Raw genomic sequence first — 23469 nt, forward strand, 5'->3', positions numbered from 1 at the left:
GTGCGAGGATGGATCCCATGACTGAAGAACGGTTCGAGGTCCGACGGGAGATCGCGGCACAGCCGGCCGAGATCTTCGCCCTGCTGTGCTCACCCGAAGGGCATGTGTCGATCGACAGCACGGGCATGCTGCAATCCGCAGAAGGCGAAGCCATCACTGCCGTCGGAGATGAATTCGTCGTGCAGATGGATCGTGAATCGCTCAATGACTTTCCCGAGATGGGAAAGTACGACGTCACGGTGACCATCACCGCATTCGAACAGGACGCCCATATCGCGTGGACAGTCTCCCGAGAGGGCCAGGTGCCGATGATCGAACACCGCTACGGCTACCACGTGGAACCCAGCGAGATCGGCACCTCGGTGACGTCGTACTACGACTGGAGTCAGATCCCAGCGACGTACCGCGACATGGGAATCTTCCCGATTCTTCCTGAGTCCGCGCTGCGGGCCTCGCTCGGCCTGCTCGCCAGGACCGTGGAGAAGAAGTAGGCGATCAGCCAGGCTGGTGGGCATCGTCAGCAGGTGCCCACCGCACCCACCAGCAGTGGACGCTCAGTAGCTGAATAGTTTGATCCCGGTGATACGCATGGGAGTACATCACGGTGTCTTCAGGGGTGGACGGCGGGGCCGAGTAGATACGAAAGTCTGGTCGGTGTCCGGCACCAGCAAGGTGTCACACTCGAGGAATCCGTCTGCGCTTGCGGCGATGCTGCGACCCGGTCGCGGCCGTCACCGAGGAATTGCTGCCAGATGAGGTTCCTGCGGTCGGCGATAATTCGGAGAAGTCTCCGAACAGTGCGGCGGCAAGTGGGTTGCACACCAGCACATTCGATTCGGTCGACAGCGCCGATACCGGACAGTCAGAAATCCGGTCCGTTGTCCGGAGCAGGCTGGAGCTCGCCAGCACAGGGACATATCCTTCGTGCGGCGGTTCGCAGCCAGTGAGCCGGGCGGAAGCGAAAGATCGCCGAGCTGGAACGGACGATCGAAATCGTCTCGGCAGCAACGTCTTTCTTCGCATGGGCGAGCGACCCGCGACAGAGGTGATCTGTGGATTCATCGCCGAGCATCGGGCTCGGTTCGCGGTCGAACCGATCTGCCGGGCTATTCCGCGTTCGTCATCGGCGCCTACGCCGGGCGTATCCGGGGTGGAAATGCTCGACCAGCAAATAGGCCGACTTCGTGGAATCAGCGATCCGGCAAGCAGTCGCACTGCGGGCCCCTGAAGGCCATCCGATCAGCGGTGCGATCCATCGCTCGGATGCCGGATCGCAATGCACAGCAGTGAAACGCTTTGAAACACTGAGACTTTCAGACCCACTGCCCTCGACCGGGTCGGTCGGCGTTGTGAAAGTGCCGCGCTACTTGGTTGCGACAATGACGGTTCTGCTGTCCAGGTCCACCGGACGGCCATGAAAGTCGCCCGCGAATGCCACGTGGCCGAATCCGGCTTCGTAGATTGCTGTCTCGAGTTGCGGGCGGGAATACATGTGGAGCCGACACTGTCGGGACCATCCAGGGCGCTTCCAGTGGAGGTCGAGTTCCTGGGTGGTCCAATCATATCGAGCGTGACCAACGACATCGGACCGTTGAACCAGCTGCGTACTGATCAATTCGCTGCCGTTGCGTGCACGATGCTCGAAGTATTCGAGAGTATCGATTTCCATGACGAGCTTGCCCCCGGGCACGAGAACGTCGGCCCAGGCCGCGAGGGCGGCAAGGTCTTCCTCGCGGGTGTCGAAGAAGCCGAAGCTGGTCCACAGGTTCAGAATTGCGTCGTATGGACCTGCGGGTGGCGTTCGCATATCTGTCAGGACGAAGGTGCAGTCAGGATATCGACGGCGGGCGTCGTCGAGTTGTTTCGGCGAGTTATCTATACCGACGACGTGATAGCCGCGCCGACTGAGCGGCCCGGCGTGACGGCCGAAGCCGCAAGGGACATCGAGTATTCGCGCTCCGAGGGGCAATCGGAGCAGTGCGACAATCGCCTCGATCTCGCTCTCGGTGTCATCGTATCTGCCTAGGATGGCGAATGTTTCGCGGAAGCCTTCGTCGAAGAATTCATCTGCCCAGTTCTCTCGCGTGATGTGTCCGGAATTGGTCATCATGACCGGCCGGAAAAGTCTGTGACCCGAGATGAGCCACGGCGTAACGGCGGGATCGTGCCACTGCCCTTCGGGACGATCTTCTCCACCGCCGTACCGAGAGCGTGACCCCCCACGTCGAGCGGGTCGGCCGGTTCCGATAGCGGAGCGTGACGCACGCCCGAGGTCGGGCTCGTCGGCTGCTCGATCGAAATCTTCATCGCTGGTTCCTCGAAAGCTGGACGGCCGTATTGCAATTCATGACTGTAGAAACAGTGCGGTCGGACCACGCGAGCAGTGAGCTGTCCGGCCGTCACCGGACGCACGTACGGTCGGATAGTTGCCGCCGTTCGGCGTAGGTCCCCGCTAGGGGAGCTACGCCGAACGGCTACCACGAAGCGCGGATCACTTCTTGTCGAGATCGACCAACTTGCAGACACACAGCGTTACCGTGTGGGCGAGAATGCCGCCGAAATACTGGGTGCAGAACTCCGCGTACCCGACCGGATCGCACTGGTGCGCATGCCACGCCGAGTCCACTTCCAGATCGTCGGGCAGGTAGTTGCCCTGCATGCCGCTGGCCCGGAAGCGCTCGAGCGACCGCTGGTAGCGGGCTACCCGATCGTCGATCTGCTCCTCGGTCAACGCCGCGGAGCCCGGCCAGAACAAGTGGCCCCAGCGCAGGTTCTCCTTGAGGTGTGTCGTGTCGAAATCCGCAGCAGGTACTTCGGTTCCAGCCGATACGGCCGCGATACTCGTCGTCATAACCCAAAGCCTCGATTCGCTTAGAACTCACCATGTCGGCCGACAAGTCTCCAGAAGTGCTGGAGTAATTAGAGTTTGGTGTGTGGCAGATCACTAGTCAAGGGTGGGTTCTCCCATCTCTGGGAGCGGCCATGCGTGAACCTGTTTGCGACTCAATCGATTTGACCTACCATTCAGAGCCCAGGCGGGAACTCGTAGCTCGCCGGCCCCTCCGGAGTCATCCAGCGTCTGCCGACAACCAGAACGACCTGATCGTGTGCGCTGAACCGACAGGGCGCGGAGTCGCCGGGGAAGCGCTGACCGTTGATGTAGAGGTGAACGGTCTCGAACGGGGGCAACTGGATCGGCCCCACCCGCGCCAGACGCCCCAGTGGCAGGCAACGATGAGCACTGGAGGACCTCGGCCCCCAAACCCGTGACGGTTCACCATTGTCTGGAATCGCTCGACGACTGGGTAAATGTCGGCGACACTCATGCGGATTCCGTTGCGTTAGTGCGGCATCGGAACAGCCGTGTACGACGATGCTGCCGCGTTGGGTGCTGCTTGACTCTTAGCGGAATCGGAGGTCTCGTTGTCTGGCTGGTTGGCAGCGACGAATGATCTTGCGGCCCAGGAAGGGAGACCACGTTGTCGCAGAACCACCAACGATGACAAGGACTCGCCTGATGCGGATGGGCTGACCGAGCCACCGCTGACCCACACGATAAGACAAGGACCTGCTATGAGCGGAGACGGCACGCGCACCGCCAGCGCACAGGAGTTTCTGGCCGACTATCCGGAGTACACCACGACAACAGTGCTCGATGACCTCCGGGCCACCGAGTACGCGTATCTGGATCGCAATCGGGACGTCTATCTCGACTACACCGGCGCGGGGCTGGCCGCAACCACCCAATATCAGGCACACAACGAGTGGATCTCCGCGGGCTGCCATGGCAATCCGCATTCGGACAACCCGACCTCACGGGCGGCGACGGCCGGGGTCGAGACTGCTCGGGCGTCCGTGCTCGCCCATTTCAACGCTCCAGCGCAGGACTACACCGTGATCTTCACGGCGAACGCCACGGCGGCCTGTCGATTGGTCGGCGAGGCCTATCCCTTCGGCCGCGCGACACGTTTCGTCCTGACAGCCGACAACCATAATTCGGTCAATGGCATTCGAGAATTCGCCCGCTCCAGGCGGGCTCGAACGGAATACATCCCGATCGCGGGTTCCGAACTACGAGTGACCGAGTCTGCCGTCCGCGCCGCGCTGGAGCGCCGCACGGTGCAGGAATCACTATCGATGGCTATGGTGAACGGACGAGAAAGCAGCCGTGGGTTGTTCGCCTATCCGGCGCAGAGCAATTTCACCGGTGTTCAGCATCCGCTCGACTGGGTCGATATCGCACACGAGCATGGCTTCGATGTATTGCTGGACGCCGCAGCCTATCTGCCGACGCATGAGCTCGATCTCGCCGCCGTCCGAGCCGATTTCGTTCCCGTGAGCTGGTACAAGCTTTTCGGCTATCCGACCGGAGTCGGTTGTCTGATCGCCCGCCGCGACGCATTGTCCAGACTGCGGCGGCCCTGGTTCTCCGGCGGCACCATCCAGGCCGCCAGCGTTCAGGGAGGTTGGCACGCACCGGCCGCGGGATCTGCCGAATTCGAGGACGGCACCGTGAATTTCCTCGCCATACCGGATATCGAACATGGCCTCAACTGGCTGCGCGGGGTCGGCATCGATGTGATCAATCGGCGTACCCGCTGCCTGACCGGATGGCTTCTGGATCGGCTCCTGTCGCTCGAGCACGACAACGGGGCTTCCATGGTCCGAATCTATGGGCCGCGCAATATGATCAACCGCGGCGCGACGGTCGCGCTGAATATCCTCGACCCCTTCGGGGCCATCGTCGACGAGCGTCTGGTAGCGCGAGAATCCTCGGCGGAAGGGTTTTCGTTGCGCACGGGCTGCTTCTGTAATCCCGGCGCTGGGGAGGCCGCCTTCGACATCGGTCGGCCATCCTTGCTTCGCCTGTTCAGAAAGTCGGCTCTCTCGATCGATGCGTATATCACCGAACTCGGCCTGCCCACCGGTGGTGCTCTCCGCGTCTCCTTCGGGATCGCCTCCAGTTTTCAGGACGTCCAGCGATTTGTCGAATTCGTCGACACCACATACCGCAACCGTCCGTGTGAGACGCAGGGCCTCCCGCCACGCGAGAATTGCTGAGCTGTGCGCATTTCTCACCGAATCGAAAACGCGGTGCGCCTCTGATTCGGTCGATTTCGTTGAGGTTTCCGCGGAAGCGGCGAAGCGGTGCTGGCCTGCTGCTAGCCCGTGTCTCAATAGTGGGGTGAGTGGTGGGCGCCGCTGCGCGGCGCCCACCACTCGAGAGATTCGAATGATGTTGCCTGCGTTGGTGTCGGTGAGCAGATCGAGCGAGGTCTCCGGTATCTGGATTAGCGACCATGCAACACCAGAACACCGGAGACCTCGTGACCAGCGTATCGGTGACGAGGCGAGCGGACCTGACCGACGCCCAGTGGGCGCGACTGGAACCGCTGCTGCCTCGTGGCAAGAAGACAGGACGCCCACCGAAATGGACGAAACGGCAGCTCATCGACGGGATCCGGTGGCGGACCCGTATCGGATCACCATGGCGGGACGTGTCGGCACGCTGAAAACGTAGTCCGACCTGCAAATACAGCGCACCGACGATTCTCTCCCGCCGCCTCGAATCGTTGGTGTCGAGTCGATTCGATAACTACCGGCAGTTCCGAACGGCCCCTGGCCCATGGCTGACGGCGGCCGTTCGCATTCCCGGAGTCCGTTGCTTACCAGCGGATTCCATGCCTTCTCGGGCCCCCAGTCACTACACCGGGTAGGTGTCGCGGAACGCTTCGCGCACCACGGCCGCGTCCGGTGCGCCTCGACCTTCGATCCTCGAGACCACCTCGGCCACGCGCCAGTAGTGGGAGGGCACCAAGTTGCCGGAGGTCACCACGGCCAGCGCCACGTCCGCCGCCTCATCAGGCTTGTCGGCGGCGACCAACGCCAGACCCAGATCAAGGTTCGCCATCGCGTTGCGGCGCGGCCGGACAGACGTAGCGCCCGCGAGATCAGCGAGGACATGCCGCGCGTAGGGCTCGGCCGCCGGATCACCGAGCCAGGCCAGCGTCGTGGCCACGTAGGCGTCGGACTTCGCGGGGTCGTACCGGAAGTGATGCTCTGGCCGGTCGGGAACGCTCAGCCCGGACACCAACCTGGCTACTCTGCGCAGCGCCGCATACGTGCCCTTGCTGTCTCCGAGCCGTGCCAGTGCGCGGCCCTCCTGAGCCATTGCCTGGATGAACGCCGAACTGTCCTCCGGAGCGATGGCCTGAGCGGCGCGCGACAATTCGGCCGCCGCCGTGAACGCGCCGTCCGTGAGCTGTTGCCATGCCCGTGTTTCGAGGCACCACGCCGCTATCTCCGAGTGCTGCGCTTCGCCGGCGAGCTTCCACGCCAGGTGACCGCGCGCCGCTGCGGCCTGTAGCTCCCCCAAGTCGATATGGCAGGTGCTCGCCAGCAGCGAGAGCCAACCGACCGTGACGAGCAACCGGCGGTGCTGAGTCAGAGTCTTGCGGCTGTCCATCAGGCGTCCGGCGCAGCCGAGATGCTGACGAATGCGTACGAGCAATTCACTTGGCGGAGTCGTTGGGTATGCCGCCGCCAAGTCGTCCACTGCCTGGTCCAGGCGGTCCAGGGTGTCGCCTCCGATGTCCGATGCCGCCGCCCTCTGAATCCATTCGGCCGCTGCCCGTTCGCCATCGGTTGGTTCGACAAACAGCGCTGAGCCGATCCCCAGCGCGTCGGCATAGGCGCGGACATGTTCCGGTCTGATCTGGCGCTGCCCGTTCTCCAGCATCCCCAGCAGTGCCTTGCTGTAGTGCGTGCGCGCGGCCATAGCGGACAGACTGAGCCCCGCCGCCTCCCGCGCAGCGCGCAGCCGCTCACCTGTGACGTTCTCCCCACCGGGGTTCATGAGATCAACGGTAACCGTGAGGGGTCGCGGCTGTGGACGCTTGTGGACGGCAAGACGGGGTCAATCCGAACTATGCACTCATAGCGTGGTTTTCAGCCCCGCCGCCAGGTCGAACCGGCACCGGCATCGATTCCTCGGCGGCGGGTGCATACCAACCGGACAACGGAAGGGGCGGGAGATGGACCTACCCGCGCGACGCGACGACGAAGACGCTCGGAAACTGGCGCTGGCACCGGAGGGCGGCCCCCGCTACCTCCAGCACGACGACGGGTCATGGGCTCTGGTCGGTGACGACGGGTGGCCGGTCGATCTCGAAGAACTCCGCGAACTCCATGCGTATGCCACGGCTGCGATCGCAGCCGTGGCATACACACCGATCGACGTAGACCTTCTGACCGATGTCCACCGGGGCCACCTGTCCATACCAACAGTGATCGAATTGGCACCAACCTCGGCGCAGTACAACGAGATTCGATGAGCAGCAATGGATGGATCATGCTCGGGTGGATGGTTGTGATCGGCCTACCCGTGGCGGTGCTCGTCGCGGTGATCCTGTGGCCTGAGCGCATCCCGAAAGAGCGCTCCGTGGAGGCGATCCGGCAGCGGGCAGAGGCGGAGGGCAACCCGCCGCCCGGGCCCTGACTGTTCTCCTCGATTCGAGAAGCTACTGGCGGCCGTCGCTACTACCCATCCGTGCTGTCCCGCTGAATCGCTTCGTGGGCCGGTGACCAGACGGCGGCGTCGAGTTCGGCCAGGTCATCTGGAAAGGCCGTGCCGACAGGCGCGGTGTACGCGTCGACCGGCACGTTCAGGTTCGGGTCGCCGGCCACAACGGCACGCTCGAAAACGTCTGCGTCGAGGGCTATCGGGTTGGCCTCAACGAGCGCACGAACAAGGTACAGAGTGTGGTTGACAATGGCGGTACGGCCGAATTCTGACCGATTCGAAACGCGAGGGCGGTGGCTGCGAACAGCCGCCGCCCTCAACGCTTTTCGCGCCTATTTCGCCGTCGGCGCCTCGTCGGGATCTACCAGGTTGCACACACAGAGCTGGACGTTATGAGCCAGGATGCCACCGAAGTAGGTGTTGCAGAACTCGAGGTACCCGACCGGGTCGCACTGATGCGCATGCCACGCGGAATCGACCTCGAGGTCGTCCGGGAGGTAGTTGCCCTGCATGCCACTCGCGCGGTACCGCTGCAACGACGCCTGGTAGCGCGCCACCCGATCGGCAATCTGCTCGTCGGTGAGTGCCGTGGAACCGGGCCAGAACAAATGCCCCCAGCGGAGGTTTTCCTCGAGGTTGGCTGTGTCGAAGTCCGCGGGTGGCACCTGGGTCAGATCCGTCGAATCCGCCTTGGGCGCGTTGATCATTGCAGTCATACTCGTACCTCGATTCGCAACGGACATCCGCCGGAGCCGGTCGACCCCGGCATAATGTTGTTCCTGCATCAGACTCGATCTTTTCCAAACGCGAGTCAACCAACCAATTCCCCAGTGTGGGAACCTATTTCAAACCACTCGGTAGGTATCAGATCGATCTTGACACCGAGTATCGGTGTGGTCTACGACTCATTCCGTCGCGTGCCGTTCAGTTCAGATCCGTTGCTGCGCCGACTTATACACCTGCAACAGCAATCGAAGGAGTCGATTGGATACCGAAGCTAGTGCCATGCACCATGATTGGCTGATCCAGGAGCGCGAGTACGCCCGACAGGAGGCGCACCGCGGCAGGCGGTTCGCGTTTACCCGGCTCGATCCGCGGCGTACCGCGCTGGTGGTGATCGACATGGTGCCGTTCCACGTCGACGGGTATCCGTACTGCCTCGGCATTGTGCCCAATATCAGCCTGCTGGCGCAGGAGCTGCGGGCGGCCGGTGGCACGGTTGCCTGGGTGCTGCCGACGGCGGGCAGTCCCACTCCGAGCAACCTCGAGTTCTTCGGGCCGGAACGTGCCACGATGTACAGCAACTCGGGTGGCACCGGACCACTGCCCGGCCGCCTATGGCACGAATTCACGATGCACGATGACGATCTGCTGACCGAGAAGTCGGCCGCCAGCGCTTTCTTCTCCGGCCGCTGCCCGCTGCCACAGCTGCTGGAACAGCGCGAGATCGACACGGTCCTGATCACGGGCACGGTCACCAATGTCTGCTGTGAATCCTCGGCGCGCGATGCGAGCACGCTCGGATTCCGCGTCATCATGGTGGCCGACGCCAATGCCGCGCCGCGCGACTACGAGCACAACGCCGCGCTGCAAACCATCTATCGATCATTCGGAGATGTGCGCCCGACGTCGGAGGTACTCGAGCTGATCGAAGCGGGCCACAAATGATCGGGCGGTGAGGTCCGGGGGGCGTGCACATCCCGGACCCCACCCGATTGGCGATCCAGCGACTATAAGGTCGTCGGGTTGCGAAGCCTGCTGTGACGATTGTGGACCATTGACGACCTGAGCAGCGGGGTTCGCTGTTACAAGCCGGTGAATATCCATATTGCGACATCAACGCGGGCAGTGGTGTGGCCTTCCTCTGGTCGGGCCCAGTGCTGTGCAAGACTGGCCCGCATGGTCGGCGAGGACTCGCTGATATCGAACGTGTCCGATACCGCCCGTTGGGTGGCGGCGTATCGCGCTGTCGAGAGCGCGCGACCGGATGGCCTGTTTCGTGACCCGCTTGCCGATCGACTGGCAGGAGAACGTGGACATGCCATGGCGGCGGCCGCGCCACGGATTATGCGCAATGGCTGGCCGGTGGTCACTCGGACCAAACTCATCGACGATCTCATCGCGACCTCGATCGAGCAGGGCTGTGATCGGGTGTTGAATCTCGCCGCCGGTCTCGATACCCGGCCCTATCGTCTGAACCTGCCCGAAGACTTCGTGTGGGTAGAGGCCGACCTCCCGAAGATGACCGCGGAAAAGAACACCGCGCTGGCCACCGAGACATCTCGCTGCACGCTCATTCGCCGCGGAGTGGATCTCGCCGACACCGATGCTCGCGCGAAGGTCCTCGACGAGGCGCTCGGCCCGCTCGGCCCGAAGGCAGCGCCCGCCGCCAAACCACTGGTGCTGACCGAGGGTTTGCTGATGTACCTCGATGAGGACACCGTCGCCGATCTGGCCCGCGCGTTGACTCGCCCCGAGATCGCCTGGTGGCTGGCCGACATCACCGTCGGCATGAAGCGAATGCGCAGCAACGCGGCGATGTTCGAGAACGCGCCACTGCGTTTCGAACCCGCGAACGGCATCGCGTTCTTCGAGAAACTCGGCTGGCAGCCGCTCGAGGTGGAGCATCTGCTGGTCCACTCCCGCAAGTTCCGGCGGGCGCCGTGGTTCCTGCGCCTGTTCACCTACCTGCGGCAACCGGACCCGCGGACACCCGGTCGGTTTCCGTGGTCCGGGGTCGTGCGGTTGCAGCACACCCCTCAGAACTGACTGTGCTGTGAATCGAACGTCAGTACGCGCCCGCCGAGCAGCACCTGTGCTCCGGCGACGAGGGTTGTCGGATGTCCCGGGATCGTGCGCGCCCACTCGTGTTAGCCCGGCGACTTGACGAAGGTCCCGTTGGCCGAGCCGTGATCGACCACGAAGACGTCCCAGTCGACGAGCCGGATCTCGGCATGCGCACGTGACATTCCACCCGAGCTGTCGGCCAGCCGGATCGGCCGTGCACCCCGGCTCACCGCATCGGCATGCTCCGGTTCCCGGCCGAGCACGCAATCGGCGTCGAGCACAATCGACGTGCCGTCATCGAGCAGCAGCAATCCGAGCGGCGGCCGGACACCGTCGGCCGATACGCACGTCAACTGATCCATCCGAATCCCGCAGATCGCGCAGAACGACACGCGAGGGTCGTTCAGATGATGACGAGAACACTGGAAGCCCTTGACGACAGCACCGGGCCCGACCGCATGCGCCGCGTCCGCGACAGCGCGGGCCACCACCTCCGCGGTGGGCACCAGTGTCTCCTCGAAATCCTCCTCGAACACCGGGTCCGGTCGGGCAATCGGCTCCGGCCCGCTGCCCGCGACCGCACCGACGCCGGGCACGGCAGCGCTGTCTGCCACCGCACCTCCGGCCGCGGACAGTCCTCCGGCACGCAGGTCCGCGCCCGGTGCTACAGACACCGACTCCGCTTGCGGCGTCGTAACCTCATCGGGTTCCAGCCCAATCTGCTGCCCCTTGCTCTGAGCCACAGGCCGGCCACGCTTGCGCAGCATCGGCCGAACCGGCTCCGCACCCCTCTGCGCCCCCGACCACAGCACCACCCCGCGTCCCGGCACCGTCCCCGCACCCAACTCGTAGATCCCCCGCGCCGGTAGCGACTCCCCACTCTTCCCACCCTCGTCAACGAACACTCCGACCCCGATCGCAGGCACCGGTGTCACCACCCGATCGACCGTGAACCCGGCGTCCCTGCCATGCAGCACCTCTGACTGATCCGCGTAGGCAAGCACCGCTGTCACGCCGCCGTGCAGGAAGACCGCGAGCCCGGACTCGTTCGGGGTCAACACCCCGAACTCCACCGAGTCCTCATCCTCCAGACCCATCAGCCAGTTCGTGGCGAGCCGGGCAAACACCCGTCCGGTACGTCGCTGCTCCGTGCGCGCAGCCTGGTCCACCAACCCGAGCAGCGCCGTCAATGCCTCCCCCGCAGGCGATTCCACCGTGGCGCGTACGTCGAGACGGTGCGCGACAACAACAATCACCCCGCCGCAATTCGCCACCAGGTGCGCACCGCCCGGCAGCACCTCCAGTTGCGAGGTCACAGAAATCACCCGCCCTGGAGTCGTCACCGATGGAACACCAACCGCATCGGCCCGTTCACGATGAGCCAGAACACCATCCACGTCACGATGAACTGGATGAGAAACGCCGCGAGCGAAGGATGCAGATTCCGTGGCAGCACCAGCGTCGTGGCGTGCACGAGGAACCACATCAGTGCCCCCTCATTGACAATGGTGACGAATCCGAACAACGTGGGCCAGTCCTTCTCCCACCGGAACTGCTGCAGAAAATGGTAGAGCAATTCCCACAGCACCCCGACGAGAACGGCGGCGAGCAGCACCGACAGCGTCACCCGATAGGCCTGTCCCAGCGACAGCGAACCGGTCGGTAGCACTGGCGTGATCACGAAGGCGAACGAAGAATCCGATAATGCCGAGTGCGAGAAGGCGGGTCTGGATTCGCCCGTTCAGTGTAGGAAGCATGCTGTCAAATCTTCTTGTTCGTGACCCATAACCACCACTGATGAGTCGACCGCAGCGGACCCATCCTGCGGCAGGATCCCACGGCGGCAAGATCGTCCGCAATCTCCTGCGCGGCGATCTGCAAACCGCAGGAAGGTATCCACCCCGACGAACGGCCCACCCAGCGTCGCGGAACCCGATGCACACATGCGTCCGGTGCCGCTTCGTGTGCCGATGAGCTCGAAAGTCGATCCCACATCCAGTCTGCCGACCGGATTGCGTCCTTCCCCCGCATGATCGAGCAGATCCGCAAGCACCCGATGCTCCCGGATATCGGCCTCCAACCCAGTGCAGTCGATGATGTAGTCCACCGTCGTATCGAACGGCCGAGTCGGCGGCGGGAAGGGCAGCGGAGCCTTCGGATCCGGGTCGACGGTGGTGACCACGCCCGGTCGCCCGCGCGCGGGCCGCAGGTCACGTGCCGTCCCGGCCATCACCTGGTACCAGCCTTCTTTCCGGCCGCGCCGCAACTGCTCCTGCCACGAGTCCCTGATCGGCGTATTGGTTCCGCTGAACTCCTTACGCGTTCTTCCCCCTGCAGTGTGCGCATTTTCGCCTTCAGTTGCCCGCCCCACACCGACTTCGGATAGTTGAAACCCTGATATGCCCAACCGTCGCCGCCGCGGCGGCGGTTGAAGATATTCGGGCCGTGCGCACCGGCGACATAGGTGCGGAACAAGTGCAGGATCCGAGTGTTCAACCGAAACTTGTCGCGGTCGTCGATCAGCCGCTGCAATACCCGGCTGGCCACGATGCCGCTGCCTCTGATCATCACCGAGCCGGCCTTGCGCTGCAATGCCTGATAGACATGCTCGTGCGGCTCGTAAGCATTCACCACCCGCGTCGGATCGAGATAGCTCTCCCGGTATTGCTGCAGATCCGGAAGCAGCTTCAGACCCGGATATCCCACACCCACGTGGATATAGTTGCTAAGAAAGGCAACGCGTTTGGTCGGCGTCCGACCTTCAGGCGGGGTCAAGATGGTGAAGTAACCGCCGCCATTGCGTTTGCGCACCATGCGAACATGCCCTTTATGCAAGGAGCTCGCATAGTCGATGCGATGGAATTCGCGTTCCATCGCATCGAACGCCTGCCCGGCCTTCGGCGTGTAATAGTTGGCGAAGATCGGCTCGACGAACACATTCCAGAGCGGTTTGATCGATGCGTCCGCGATGGCCTCACGGACCACTTACGAGGGAAATCCCCACATATTGTCCGGCGTCGAGCTGGAGTCGCTGCGCAGCCGTTCACCACGCGGAATCTGCGAGACACGGGTGCGGTACTCGTAGGACGACCACGGCACCTGCTGTGGGCCGAGCACGGCCATCGATGCGGCGGGCACCCCGTAGATGCGTAGCGCGTCGTAGGTGACGAACGATCCGATCCCACTGCCGATGGTTACGAACGGCACGTCGATCACCGGGATCCCGGCGGCACCGACCCCTCGTCGGTCCAGATGTCGGTATCGACGAGGGCCTGGGTGATATCTCCCCGGCATGTGTTCGGACACTACCGGCGAGAACTTATGAAACCCTTGCGATTCGCAACCTCTCACGACGCGTGAAGCAATCTGGGCGAACCTGCCACGGCGAGTGCCCTCGCGGAAGTAGCATCCCCTCCGTGGCCGATACGATTCGTTCCACCCCTCTGCGGGTCCTGGTGTACAGCAACGACGCCGATACTCGGCGCCAGGTGATGCTGGCGTTGGGCAAACACCCGCACCCGGAGCTACCCGGCCTGGAGTACCTCGAGGTCGCCACCGCACCGGTGGTGATCGACCAGATGGATGCAGGCGGCATCGACCTGGCCATCCTGGACGGCGAGGCGGCGCCCGCCGGCGGGCTCGGGATCGCCAAACAGCTCAAGGACGAGATCGACCGGTGTCCACCGGTTCTCGTGCTCACCGGCCGCCCCGACGATGCCTGGCTGGCCAGTTGGTCACGCGCCGAGGCCGCCGTCGCACACCCGATCGATCCGATCCGGCTGACCGAGGCCGTCGTCGCATTGCTGCGCAAGCGCACTGCGGCCTGACTCGAACCACATCTCCGTAGTCCCGGCGTCCGCCGGGACTTTTTTATGCATCCCACATTCCGGCGTCTGCCGAAATGACGGGTAAAGCCCGTCATTGCGGTGCCCGATTGTCACGTGACGACATCTCGATTACCCCCGTGTCAGTCATAAATAGCAGTCGCGAATTCGATCAAACAACGCTCCGAAACCGGGCTCACGCAGGTGTGCCAGTTGTAGTGTGTGCCCTAGCTCACATGGGCGCGGGCGCGGTATGAGACCCGCTTCAGCAGGTCTCCTACCCACCGAACCCGCGCTCACCCGACACGCTGACTCCAGCTCGCAGGAGGGGAAGTGCAGTAGTGAATATCGAAATGCCGACGCTTGTGCTCGGCGCGATCGGCGCTGCGTTCGCGGTCTTTTCCATAGTGATGGCCGCCCTTGTCGGCCCGAAGCGCTACAACCGGGCCAAACTCGAGGCCTATGAGTGCGGCATCGAGCCGACCCCGCACGCGGTCGCGGGCGGTCCGGGAAGCATTACCGGACAACGCTTTCCGGTGAAGTACTACCTCACCGCGATGCTATTCATCATTTTCGACATCGAGATCGTGTTCCTCTACCCGTGGGCTGTCCACTTCGATGCGCTCGGTCTCTTCGGTCTTGCCGCGATGGCGCTGTTCATCGTCAACGTCTCCGTCGCCTACGCCTACGAATGGCGTCGCGGCGGCCTCAGTTGGGACTGATACCGCGCGGTCGTACGCATGCCGTCATGTCGACACAGTGGAAGTGAGAAGTAGTCCAACATGGGTCTCGAAGAAAAACTGCCCAGCGGCTTTCTGCTGAGCACGGTCGAGGATTTCGCCGGCTATCTGCGCAAGGGTTCGCTCTGGCCCGCCACCTTCGGTCTCGCCTGCTGCGCCATCGAGATGATGGCCACCGGCGCCGGCCGTTTCGACATCGCCCGCTTCGGCATGGAAGCCTTCCGCGCCTCCCCGCGACAGGCCGATCTGATGATCGTCGCAGGACGGGTCAGCCAGAAGATGGCGCCGGTGTTGCGTCAGGTCTACGACCAGATGACCGAGCCGAAATGGGTGCTCGCGATGGGCGTCTGTGCATCCTCCGGCGGCATGTTCAACAACTACGCCATCGTGCAGGGCGTCGACCATGTCGTGCCCGTCGACATCTACCTGCCCGGCTGCCCGCCGCGGCCGGAGATGCTGCTCAACGCGATTCTGGCACTGCACGCAAAGATTCAAGAGATGCCGCTGGGCGTCAATCGCGACGAGGCGGTCCGCGCAGCCGAGCAGGCCGCGCTGGCATCGACGCCGACCATCCGGATGGAGGGTCTGCTGCGATGACGTTCGACTCCCCGGACAACACCGGAACACCTTCGTCGGAAGAACTCGCGCAGGCCACGACGGCCGGACCGGAAGGCACTGTCCCCGAAGAAGAGTCGGCTGCGGCGGGCGCCGAGGTGATCGGCGTGCGCCATGGCATGTTCGGCGTCAGCGGCACCGGCGATACCTCCGGCTACGGCAAGCTGGTCCGGCCGGTCAGCCTGCCGGGCAGCACACCGGCACCCTACGGCGGTTACTTCGACGAGGTCGTCGACGTGTTGCGCACCGCACTCACCGCCGCGGGCGTCGGCTTCGAGACCGCGATCGAGAAGGTCGTCGTGTTCCGCGGCGAGCTCACCGTGCACGTGCGCCGCGAACACCTGCCGACCGTCGCGCTCACGCTGCGCAACGACGCCGCACTGCGCTTCGAACTCTGCCTCGGCGTCAGCGGCGTGCACTACCCGGACGACGAGGGCCGCGAACTGCACGCGGTCTACCCGCTCATGTCGATCACGCACAACCGCAGGCTGCGCATCGAGGTGTCCGTGCCGGACGCCGACCCGCACATCCCGTCGCTGTACAGCGTGTACCCGACCACCGACTGGCACGAGCGGGAAACCTACGACTTCTTCGGCATCCTCTTCGACGGTCACCCCTCGCTGACCCGCATCACCATGCCAGACGACTGGCGCGGCCACCCCCAGCGCAAGGACTACCCGCTCGGCGGGATCCCGGTCGAGTACAAGGGCGCGCGTATCCCGCCGCCCGACGAGCGGAGGACGTACAGCTAATGAATGAAACAGACATTCGGCCCGACGTCGCAGATGACGCCGGGCATGAGTCGGCTGCGGGGGCAGAGCCCACCGTGGTCACGGTCGCGGGACAGGACTGGGACCAGGTCGCCGAAGCGCTCGACGGCGCGGGCGAAGAGCGCATCGTCGTCAATATGGGTCCACAGCACCCGTCCACGCACGGCGTGCTGCGCCTCATTCTCGAGATCGAGGGCGAGACGGTCACCGAGGCGCGCTGCGGAATCGGCTACCTGCACACCGGAATCGAGAAGAATCTCGAATTCCGGAACTGGACCCAGGGCGTCACCTTCGTCACCAGGATGGACTACCTGTCGCCGTTCTTCAACGAGACGGCCTACTGCCTCGGCGTAGAGAAACTGCTCGACATCACCGAGCAGATCCCCGAACGGGCCACCGTCATCCGGGTCATGCTCATGGAGCTCAACCGCATCTCCTCGCACCTGGTCGCATTGGCCACCGGTGGCATGGAATTGGGTGCGCTGACCCCGATGCTGTTCGGTTTCCGTGAACGCGAACTGATCCTGGACGTTTTCGAGACCATCACCGGCCTGCGCATGAACCACGCCTACGTCCGACCGGGGGGTCTCATCCAGGACCTGCCGGACAACGGTGTCGCGAAGGTCCGCGAACTGCTCGAGCTGATGCCGAAGCGGCTGCGGGACATGGAGAAACTGCTCACCGCCAACCCGATCTGGAAGGCACGCACCCAGAACATCGGCTACCTGGATCTCACCGGTTGCATGGCGCTCGGCATCACCGGTCCGGTGCTGCGCTCCACCGGCCTGCCGCACGATCTGCGCAAGTCGCAGCCCTACTGCGGCTACGAGACCTACGAATTCGACATTCCCACCACCACCGGCTGCGACTGCTACGGCCGCTATGTGATCCGGGTGGAGGAGATGAAGGAATCGCTCAAGATCGTCGAACAGTGCCTCGACCGGCTGCGCCCCGGTCCGGTGATGGTGGACGACAAGAAGATCGCCTGGCCCGCCGACCTCTCGATCGGCCAGGACGGACTCGGCAACTCCCCCAAGCACATCGGCAAGATCATGGGCAAGTCCATGGAGGGACTCATCCACCACTTCAAACTCGTCACCGAGGGCATCCGGGTTCCGGCGGGGCAGGTGTACACGGCCGTCGAGTCGCCACGCGGCGAACTGGGTGTACATATGGTCAGCGACGGCGGCACCCGACCCTTCCGCGTGCACTATCGCGACCCCTCGTTCACAAATTTGCAAGCAGTGGCGGCGATGTGTGAGGGCGGCATGCTCGCCGACGTCATCGCGGCCGTCGCCAGTATCGATCCCGTCATGGGCGGAGTGGACCGATGACAGAGATTCTGCTGAAGCTGACCACGCGACCAGAGCCGTATCCCGCCTATGTGCGTGAGCGTCTCGAGGTCGACGCCAAGGAAATCATCGGCCGTTACCCCCACCCCAGGTCGGCGCTGCTGCCATTGCTGCACCTGGTGCAGGCCGAAGAGGGCTATGTCACCGGCACCGGCATCGAATTCTGCGCCGACCAGCTCGGACTGACCGGCGCCGAGGTGACCGCGGTGGCCACCTTCTATTCGATGTACCGGCGCACGCCGACCGGTGACTACCACGTCGGGGTCTGCACCAACACGCTGTGCGCGGTGATGGGTGGCGACGCCATTCTCGCAACACTGCAGCGGCATCTCGGCATCCAGCACGGCGAGACCACGCAGGACGGTGCGATCACGCTCGAGCACGTCGAGTGCAATGCGGCGTGTGATTTCGCGCCGGTCGTCATGGTCAACTGGGAGTTCTTCGACAACCAGACGCCGGAATCAGCTCAGGCACTGGTGGATTCGCTACGCGCGGGCGAGCAGGTGACCCCGAGCCGCGGCGCGCCGCTGTGCACGTTCAAGCAGACCGCACGCATCCTCGCCGGATTCCCCGACCAGCGACCCGGCGTGCTGGACGGCGCGGCGGGCGAGGCCACCCTGGCCGGTCTGCGGGTCGCTCAGGAACACAACATGAATCCGCCTGCGCCGCAGCCGAATATGGAGGGCGCCTGATATGACGTTGACTCCGGTTCTCACCCGATACTGGGACGACCCCCAATCGTGGACGATGGACACCTACCATCGCCATGACGGCTACCAGGCGCTGCGCAAAGCCTTGCGGATGGACCCCGATCAGGTCATCCAGACCGTCAAGGACGCGGGTCTGCGCGGCCGCGGCGGCGCGGGGTTCCCGACCGGCATGAAGTGGAGCTTCATTCCGCAGGGCCCAGGCCCAGACGGCACCACCAAGCCGCACTACCTGGTTGTCAATGCCGACGAGTCGGAACCCGGCACCTGCAAGGACATTCCCCTCATGCTGGCCACTCCGCACACGCTGATCGAGGGTGTGATCATCGCCGCCTACGCCATCCGCGCGGCGCACGCCTTCATCTATGTGCGCGGCGAGGTGGTGCCGGTGCTGCGTCGCCTACAGGCCGCGGTGACCCAGGCCTACGAGGCCGGGTATCTCGGCCGCAATATCCTCGGCACCGGCTACGACCTCGAGCTGATCGTGCACGCCGGTGCGGGCGCCTACATCTGTGGCGAGGAAACCGCGCTGCTGGATTCACTGGAAGGCCGCCGCGGCCAGCCCCGCCTGCGACCGCCGTTCCCCGCCGTCGCCGGGCTCTACGCCTGCCCGACTGTGGTGAACAACGTCGAATCCATTGCCAGTGTGCCGCCGATCATCCTCAACGGCACAGCCTGGTTCCGGTCCATGGGCACCGAGAAGTCGCCTGGCTTCACGCTGTACTCCTTGTCGGGCCATGTCGCCCGGCCCGGCCAGTACGAGGCGCCGCTCGGCATCACGCTGCGGGAACTGCTCGATTACGCAGGCGGCGTGCGTGCCGGGCATCGGGTGAAGTTCTGGACGCCCGGCGGCTCGTCGACACCGTTGTTCACCGACGAGCACCTCGATGTACCGCTGGACTACGAGGGTGTCGCGGGCGCCGGATCCATGCTGGGCACCAAGGCATTACAGATCTTCGACGACACCACCTGCGTGGTGCGTGCCGTCCTGCGCTGGACCGAGTTCTACGCCCACGAATCGTGCGGCAAGTGCACACCCTGCCGCGAGGGCACCTACTGGCTCGTCCAGTTGCTCGAGCGCATCGAGGCGGGCCGCGGCACCGAATCCGATCTGGACAAGTTGCTCGATATCAGCGACACCATCAACGGCAAGTCGTTCTGCGCCCTCGGTGACGGCGCGGCCAGCCCGATCATCTCCTCCCTGAAGTTCTTCCGCGAGGAGTTCATCGACCATCTGCGCCTCGACGGCTGTCCGTTCGATCCCGCGCGCACGACTGCCTGGGCCGAAGGAGTCCGATGAGTACAGCATCGCGTAGCGATTCGATGGGGGGTGGCGGCCGGGTGACGGGTGGGCCCGCCACTGTTAACGCCAATGCCAGCGGGCTGGTCCCCGCCGATCTGGTAACCGTGACCATCGATGACACCACTGTCAGCGTGCCTGCGGGCACGCTGGTGATCCGGGCCGCCGAACTGATCGGCATCCAGATACCCCGCTTCTGCGACCACCCGCTGCTCGAACCGGTCGGCGCCTGCAGGCAGTGCATCGTCGAGGTGGAGGGCCAGCGCAAGCCGGTCGCCTCCTGCACCATGGCCGTCACAGACGGCATGGTGGTGCGCACCCAGCTCACCTCCCCGGTCGCCGACAAGGCGCAAGAGGGCGTGATGGAGCTGCTGCTGATCAACCATCCTCTCGACTGCCCGGTCTGCGACAAGGGCGGCGAATGCCCGCTGCAGAACCAGGCGATGTCCAGCGGTCGGCCCGAAACCCGGTTCGACGGCGTGAAACGCACCTACCCCAAGCCGATTCCGCTGTCCACGGCGGTGCTGCTGGACCGGGAACGCTGCGTGCTCTGCGCCCGCTGCACGCGCTTCTCCCAGCAGGTCGCCGGTGACCCCTTCATCGAGCTCATGGATCGTGGTGCGCTGCAACAGGTCGGCATCGCGCAGGCCGAACCGCTCGATTCGTATTTCTCCGGCAACACCGTGCAGATCTGCCCGGTCGGCGCGCTCACCGGCACCAGTTATCGGTTCCGCGCGCGCCCGTTCGACCTGGTGTCGAGTCCGAGCGTCTGCGAGCATTGCGCGTCGGGTTGCGCACAGCGCACCGACCATCGCCGCGGCAAGGTGCTTCGCCGGCTGGCAGGCGACGATCCGCAGGTCAACGAGGAATGGAACTGCGACAAGGGCCGCTGGGCTTTCGCGTATGCCACCGAACGCGACCGGCTGACCACACCCATGGTGCGCGGCTGGGACGGCAAGCTCGCGCCTGCCTCGTGGTCCGAGGCGCTCGCTGCCGCCGCAGAGGGTTTGGCCGCCGCGCACGGCAGCGCGGGTGTGCTGATCGGCGGCCGCATCACCGAAGAAGACGCCTACGCCTACGCTAAATTCGCGCGAGTTGCCCTCGGCACCAACGACATCGACTTCCGTAGCCGGGTGCACTCGGTCGAAGAGGCCGATTTCCTTGCCGCCCGCATCGCCGGGCAGGGTGTCACTGTCGACTACGACAGCCTGGAAAAGGCGCCGATCGTCCTGCTCGCCGGTTTCGAGCCGGAGGAGGAATCACCGATCGTCTATCTGCGGCTGCGCAAGGCCGCACGCAAGCACGGACTGCCGGTCTACTCGTTGGCCGCCTACGCCTCGCGTGGCCTCGACCGCATGTCCGGCACCCTGCTGCAGGCGATGCCCGGTGCCGAGCCGCACCTGCTCGACACGCTGCGCACCGGTGAAATCGCCACCGCGGAAATCTATTCCGCACAGCTGATCGAGGCGTCGCGGCTGCTGCGCCGATCGGGCGCGGTGATCATGGTCGGCGAGCGGCTCGCCGGAATCCCCGGCGCGCTCTCGGCGGCGGTCCGGCTCGCCGACGAGACCGGCGCCGCCCTGGCCTGGGTGCCGCGGCGGGCGGGCGAACGCGGCGCGGTGGAGGCGGGCGCACTGCCCGGCCTGCTCCCGGGCGGCAGGCCCGTCGTGGATCCTCGTGCCCGCCAACAGGTTCGGGCCCTCTGGAACGTGCCCGACCTGCCGGTGACCGTCGGCCGTGACACCGCCGCCATCCTGGAGGCCGCCGCCACCCTCGGCGCTCTCGTCATCGGCGGCGTCGATCTCGCCGATCTGCCGGACCCGCAGGCCGCGCTCGCCGCCGTCGACGCCGCCCGCTTCGTGGTCAGCCTGGAATTGCGTCACAGTGCCATCACCGACCGCGCCGATGTGGTGTTCCCCGTGGCTTCGGCGATGGAGAAGTCCGGCACCTTCCGCACCTGGGAGGGCCGCGCGCGGCAGTTCGACGCCGCGCTGCACGACTCCGCCGTGCGGCGAGCGGCGACTCCCCTGTCGGATCAGCGCGTCATCCAGGCGATCGCGGATGAGATGCAAGTGCCGCTCGGACTGCCCGATACCAATGCGGCCCGTGCCGAACTCGCCGAACTCGGCGCGTGGGACGGCACGCCCGTCGCGCCACCCGCGCATCGTGCGCACCCGGTCACCCAGCCCCAACCGGGCACCGCTGTCCTCGCAGGCTGGCGAATGCTGTTGGACCAGGGCCGGATGCAGGACGGGGAGCCGAACCTGGCAGGTATCGCACGCCCGCCGGTGGTGCGACTCTCGCAGGCAACAGCCGCCGAAATCGGTGCCGCCGAAGACGATCCGATCAGCGTCGTCACCGAGCGCGGCACCATCACGCTGCCGCTGATGATCACCGACCTGCCCGACCGGGTGGTCTGGCTGCCGCTGAATTCGCCGGGAAGTTCGGTCTTCGAACAACTCGCCACCCAACCGGGCGGCGTGGTTCATCTGCGACGTGCGGACGAGAGGATGAAGGAACACCGTCATGAGTGATCTGGCTCTGCTCGTCGCGACGCCCGCGGGGCCCTCCGTGGTTACGCACGCTGCCGCCTACGGGCCCGACGCGTTCACCCTCTTCGGTCACGACCCGCTGTGGCTTGTGCTCGCAAAATCCCTCGCGATCTTCGGCTTCCTGCTGCTCACCCCGTTGATGGCGGTGTATCTGGAACGAAAGATCGTGGCCTGGATGCAGATGCGGGTCGGCCCGAACCGGGTCGGCCCCAAGGGCACACTGCAGGCCATCGCCGACGGCGTGAAGATGGCGCTCAAGGAAGACATCATCCCGACGATCGTGGACAAGCCGATCTTCATCATGGCGCCGATCATTTCGGTGATCCCTGCCGTGATGGCGTTCGCGGTGATCCCGTTCGGGCCGGAGGTGTCGATCCTGGGACATCGCACCGCGCTGCAGCTGACCGATATGCCGGTCGCCGTGCTCTACATCCTCGCGATCACCTCGATCGGCGTCTACGGCATCGTGCTCGCCGGGTGGTCGTCCGGCTCCACCTACCCGCTGCTCGGCGGCCTGCGCTCGACCGCGCAGGTGATCTCCTACGAGATCGCGATGGCGCTGTGCTTCGCGACGGTGTTCCTGCTCGGCGGCACCATGGCCACCTCGGGCATCGTCAAGGCACAGGAGGGCACCTGGTACGTCTTCCTACTGCTGCCGTCGTTCCTGATCTATTGCGTCTCGATGGTCGGCGAAACCAACCGGGCGCCGTTCGACCTGCCCGAGGCCGAGGGTGAGCTCGTCGGTGGCTTCCACACCGAGTACTCCTCGCTCAAGTTCGCGATGTTCATGCTCGCCGAATACATCAATATGGCAACGGTTTCCGCACTGGCGACCACGCTGTTCCTCGGCGGCTGGCGCGCACCGTGGCCGCTGAACATGTGGGACGGGGCCAATTCCGGCTGGTGGCCCGTGCTGTGGTTCACCCTCAAGGTGTGGACGTTCCTGTTCGTGTTCATCTGGCTGCGCGGCACACTGCCGCGGCTGCGCTACGACCAGTTCATGAACCTCGGCTGGAAGCTGCTCATTCCGGCGTCGCTGCTGTGGGTGATGCTGGTGGCCACCGCTCGAGTGTTGGAGGCCGAGGGCTATCACGTTCAGACACCCGCGTTGGTCATCGGCGGGTTGATCATCTCCGTGCTGATGGTGGGCATGTTCCTGCGGGCCGGACGCGCCGACGGCATGCCGCCGCCGGTGGCGGAACCGAGTCACGAGGTATCCGGTGCGAGCGGGTCGACGGTGTTCCTCGGTTTCCCGACACCGCCGATGCCCGACCCCGCGCTGGCGCATCCCATGCCGAAA

22 protein-coding genes and 3 pseudogenes are annotated in these 23469 nt (G+C 64.7%); 17 read left to right on the forward strand and 8 right to left on the reverse strand.

What is annotated here, in order from left to right:
• Nucleotides 1-17: 17 nt before the first annotated feature.
• Nucleotides 18-491 (forward strand): polyketide cyclase, encoded by a 474-nt coding sequence (locus tag OHQ90_RS27660; protein WP_328402342.1) that lies wholly within the window; start codon nucleotides 18-20, stop codon nucleotides 489-491.
• A gap of 616 nt (nucleotides 492-1107) precedes the next feature.
• Nucleotides 1108-1346: pseudogene (locus tag OHQ90_RS27665) on the forward strand (IS3-like element ISMysp3 family transposase); the annotation flags it as partial.
• Nucleotides 1347-1363: 17 nt separating this feature from the next.
• Here OHQ90_RS27665 and OHQ90_RS39585 read toward each other — a convergent pair.
• Both OHQ90_RS39585 and OHQ90_RS27675 read right to left on the reverse strand, forming a co-directional pair.
• Entirely contained in the window at nucleotides 1364-2110 is a 747-nt protein-coding gene (locus tag OHQ90_RS39585) for a class I SAM-dependent methyltransferase (protein WP_442941191.1), read from the reverse strand.
• Nucleotides 2111-2491: 381 nt separating this feature from the next.
• On the reverse strand, nucleotides 2492-2851 hold the full coding sequence (locus OHQ90_RS27675) for a hypothetical protein (protein ID WP_328402346.1): 360 nt from the start codon (nucleotides 2849-2851) through the stop codon (nucleotides 2492-2494).
• Between the two features lie 722 nt (nucleotides 2852-3573).
• On the opposite strand from OHQ90_RS27675, the gene OHQ90_RS27680 reads away from it, so the two are divergent.
• Nucleotides 3574-5061 carry an aminotransferase class V-fold PLP-dependent enzyme gene (locus OHQ90_RS27680; RefSeq protein ID WP_328402348.1) on the forward strand — a complete coding sequence of 496 codons (1488 nt, stop codon included), beginning with the start codon at nucleotides 3574-3576 and terminating at the stop codon, nucleotides 5059-5061.
• A gap of 266 nt (nucleotides 5062-5327) precedes the next feature.
• Complete coding sequence (locus tag OHQ90_RS27685) at nucleotides 5328-5513, forward strand: transposase (protein ID WP_328402350.1); 186 nt, start codon at nucleotides 5328-5330, stop codon at nucleotides 5511-5513.
• Nucleotides 5514-5704: 191 nt separating this feature from the next.
• On the opposite strand, the gene OHQ90_RS27690 is transcribed toward OHQ90_RS27685, so the two are convergent.
• Nucleotides 5705-6856, reverse strand: a complete 1152-nt coding sequence (locus tag OHQ90_RS27690) for a helix-turn-helix domain-containing protein (protein WP_328402352.1) — start codon at nucleotides 6854-6856, stop codon at nucleotides 5705-5707.
• 178 nt (nucleotides 6857-7034) lie between these two features.
• Between OHQ90_RS27690 and OHQ90_RS27695 the strand changes: the two genes are divergently transcribed.
• Both OHQ90_RS27695 and OHQ90_RS27700 read left to right on the forward strand, forming a co-directional pair.
• Nucleotides 7035-7334: a hypothetical protein gene (locus OHQ90_RS27695; protein WP_328402354.1), complete on the forward strand. Its 300-nt coding sequence runs from the start codon at nucleotides 7035-7037 to the stop codon at nucleotides 7332-7334.
• Nucleotides 7331-7498 carry a hypothetical protein gene (locus OHQ90_RS27700; RefSeq protein ID WP_328402356.1) on the forward strand — a complete coding sequence of 56 codons (168 nt, stop codon included), beginning with the start codon at nucleotides 7331-7333 and terminating at the stop codon, nucleotides 7496-7498. Before OHQ90_RS27695 ends, OHQ90_RS27700 begins: the two co-directional genes overlap by 4 nt.
• 41 nt (nucleotides 7499-7539) lie before the next feature.
• On the opposite strand, the gene OHQ90_RS27705 is transcribed toward OHQ90_RS27700, so the two are convergent.
• Together OHQ90_RS27705 and OHQ90_RS27710 are read right to left on the reverse strand one after the other, a co-directional pair.
• Entirely contained in the window at nucleotides 7540-7686 is a 147-nt protein-coding gene (locus tag OHQ90_RS27705; RefSeq protein WP_328402358.1) for a hypothetical protein, read from the reverse strand.
• Between the two features lie 168 nt (nucleotides 7687-7854).
• Nucleotides 7855-8238, reverse strand: a complete 384-nt coding sequence (locus OHQ90_RS27710; RefSeq protein WP_328402360.1) for a hypothetical protein — start codon at nucleotides 8236-8238, stop codon at nucleotides 7855-7857.
• 268 nt (nucleotides 8239-8506) lie between these two features.
• On the opposite strand from OHQ90_RS27710, the gene OHQ90_RS27715 reads away from it, so the two are divergent.
• Together OHQ90_RS27715 and OHQ90_RS27720 are read left to right on the forward strand one after the other, a co-directional pair.
• Nucleotides 8507-9190, forward strand: a complete 684-nt coding sequence (locus OHQ90_RS27715) for an isochorismatase family cysteine hydrolase (RefSeq protein WP_328402362.1) — start codon at nucleotides 8507-8509, stop codon at nucleotides 9188-9190.
• A 231-nt stretch (nucleotides 9191-9421) separates the two neighbouring features.
• The gene (locus tag OHQ90_RS27720) at nucleotides 9422-10291 is read left to right on the forward strand and encodes a class I SAM-dependent methyltransferase (RefSeq protein WP_328402364.1); all 870 of its coding nucleotides are present in this window, start codon (nucleotides 9422-9424) and stop codon (nucleotides 10289-10291) included.
• 101 nt (nucleotides 10292-10392) lie between these two features.
• Here OHQ90_RS27720 and OHQ90_RS27725 read toward each other — a convergent pair whose 3' ends face one another.
• The 3 genes and pseudogenes from OHQ90_RS27725 to OHQ90_RS27735 all read right to left on the reverse strand — a co-directional run bounded on the left by OHQ90_RS27725 (nucleotide 10393) and on the right by OHQ90_RS27735 (nucleotide 13590).
• A complete protein-coding gene (locus OHQ90_RS27725) occupies nucleotides 10393-11625 on the reverse strand; it encodes an FHA domain-containing protein (protein WP_328402366.1) in 1233 nt (410 codons plus the stop codon).
• Between the two features lie 23 nt (nucleotides 11626-11648).
• Nucleotides 11649-11990: a hypothetical protein gene (locus tag OHQ90_RS27730; RefSeq protein ID WP_328402368.1), complete on the reverse strand. Its 342-nt coding sequence runs from the start codon at nucleotides 11988-11990 to the stop codon at nucleotides 11649-11651.
• An 80-nt stretch (nucleotides 11991-12070) separates the two neighbouring features.
• Nucleotides 12071-13590: pseudogene (locus OHQ90_RS27735) on the reverse strand (hypothetical protein).
• Nucleotides 13591-13800: 210 nt separating this feature from the next.
• On the opposite strand from OHQ90_RS27735, the gene OHQ90_RS27740 reads away from it, so the two are divergent.
• The 9 genes and pseudogenes from OHQ90_RS27740 to nuoH form a co-directional block, all read left to right on the forward strand.
• Entirely contained in the window at nucleotides 13801-14136 is a 336-nt protein-coding gene (locus OHQ90_RS27740; RefSeq protein ID WP_328413135.1) for a hypothetical protein, read from the forward strand.
• A gap of 350 nt (nucleotides 14137-14486) precedes the next feature.
• On the forward strand, nucleotides 14487-14855 hold the full coding sequence (locus OHQ90_RS27745) for an NADH-quinone oxidoreductase subunit A (protein ID WP_379070420.1): 369 nt from the start codon (nucleotides 14487-14489) through the stop codon (nucleotides 14853-14855).
• A 60-nt stretch (nucleotides 14856-14915) separates the two neighbouring features.
• The gene (locus OHQ90_RS27750) at nucleotides 14916-15470 is read left to right on the forward strand and encodes a NuoB/complex I 20 kDa subunit family protein (RefSeq protein ID WP_328402372.1); all 555 of its coding nucleotides are present in this window, start codon (nucleotides 14916-14918) and stop codon (nucleotides 15468-15470) included.
• The gene (locus OHQ90_RS27755) at nucleotides 15467-16240 is read left to right on the forward strand and encodes an NADH-quinone oxidoreductase subunit C (protein WP_328402374.1); all 774 of its coding nucleotides are present in this window, start codon (nucleotides 15467-15469) and stop codon (nucleotides 16238-16240) included. The genes OHQ90_RS27750 and OHQ90_RS27755 overlap by 4 nt, the downstream gene beginning before the upstream one ends.
• A complete protein-coding gene (gene nuoD, locus OHQ90_RS27760) occupies nucleotides 16240-17592 on the forward strand; it encodes an NADH dehydrogenase (quinone) subunit D (RefSeq protein WP_328402376.1) in 1353 nt (450 codons plus the stop codon). Before OHQ90_RS27755 ends, nuoD begins: the two co-directional genes overlap by 1 nt.
• Nucleotides 17589-18302, forward strand: a complete 714-nt coding sequence (gene nuoE, locus OHQ90_RS27765; RefSeq protein WP_328402378.1) for an NADH-quinone oxidoreductase subunit NuoE — start codon at nucleotides 17589-17591, stop codon at nucleotides 18300-18302. Before nuoD ends, nuoE begins: the two co-directional genes overlap by 4 nt.
• Nucleotide 18303: 1 nt before the next feature.
• On the forward strand, nucleotides 18304-19617 hold the full coding sequence (gene nuoF / locus OHQ90_RS27770; protein ID WP_328402380.1) for an NADH-quinone oxidoreductase subunit NuoF: 1314 nt from the start codon (nucleotides 18304-18306) through the stop codon (nucleotides 19615-19617).
• A gap of 23 nt (nucleotides 19618-19640) precedes the next feature.
• Complete coding sequence (locus OHQ90_RS27775) at nucleotides 19641-22151, forward strand: NADH-quinone oxidoreductase subunit G (protein WP_328413136.1); 2511 nt, start codon at nucleotides 19641-19643, stop codon at nucleotides 22149-22151.
• Nucleotides 22144-23451 (forward strand): annotated as a pseudogene (gene nuoH / locus OHQ90_RS27780) (NADH-quinone oxidoreductase subunit NuoH); the annotation flags it as partial. The gene OHQ90_RS27775 and the pseudogene nuoH, both read left to right, overlap by 8 nt.
• Nucleotides 23452-23469: the final 18 nt, after the last annotated feature.

The organism is Nocardia sp. NBC_00403 (assembly GCF_036046055.1).
GTDB lineage: Bacteria > Actinomycetota > Actinomycetes > Mycobacteriales > Mycobacteriaceae > Nocardia.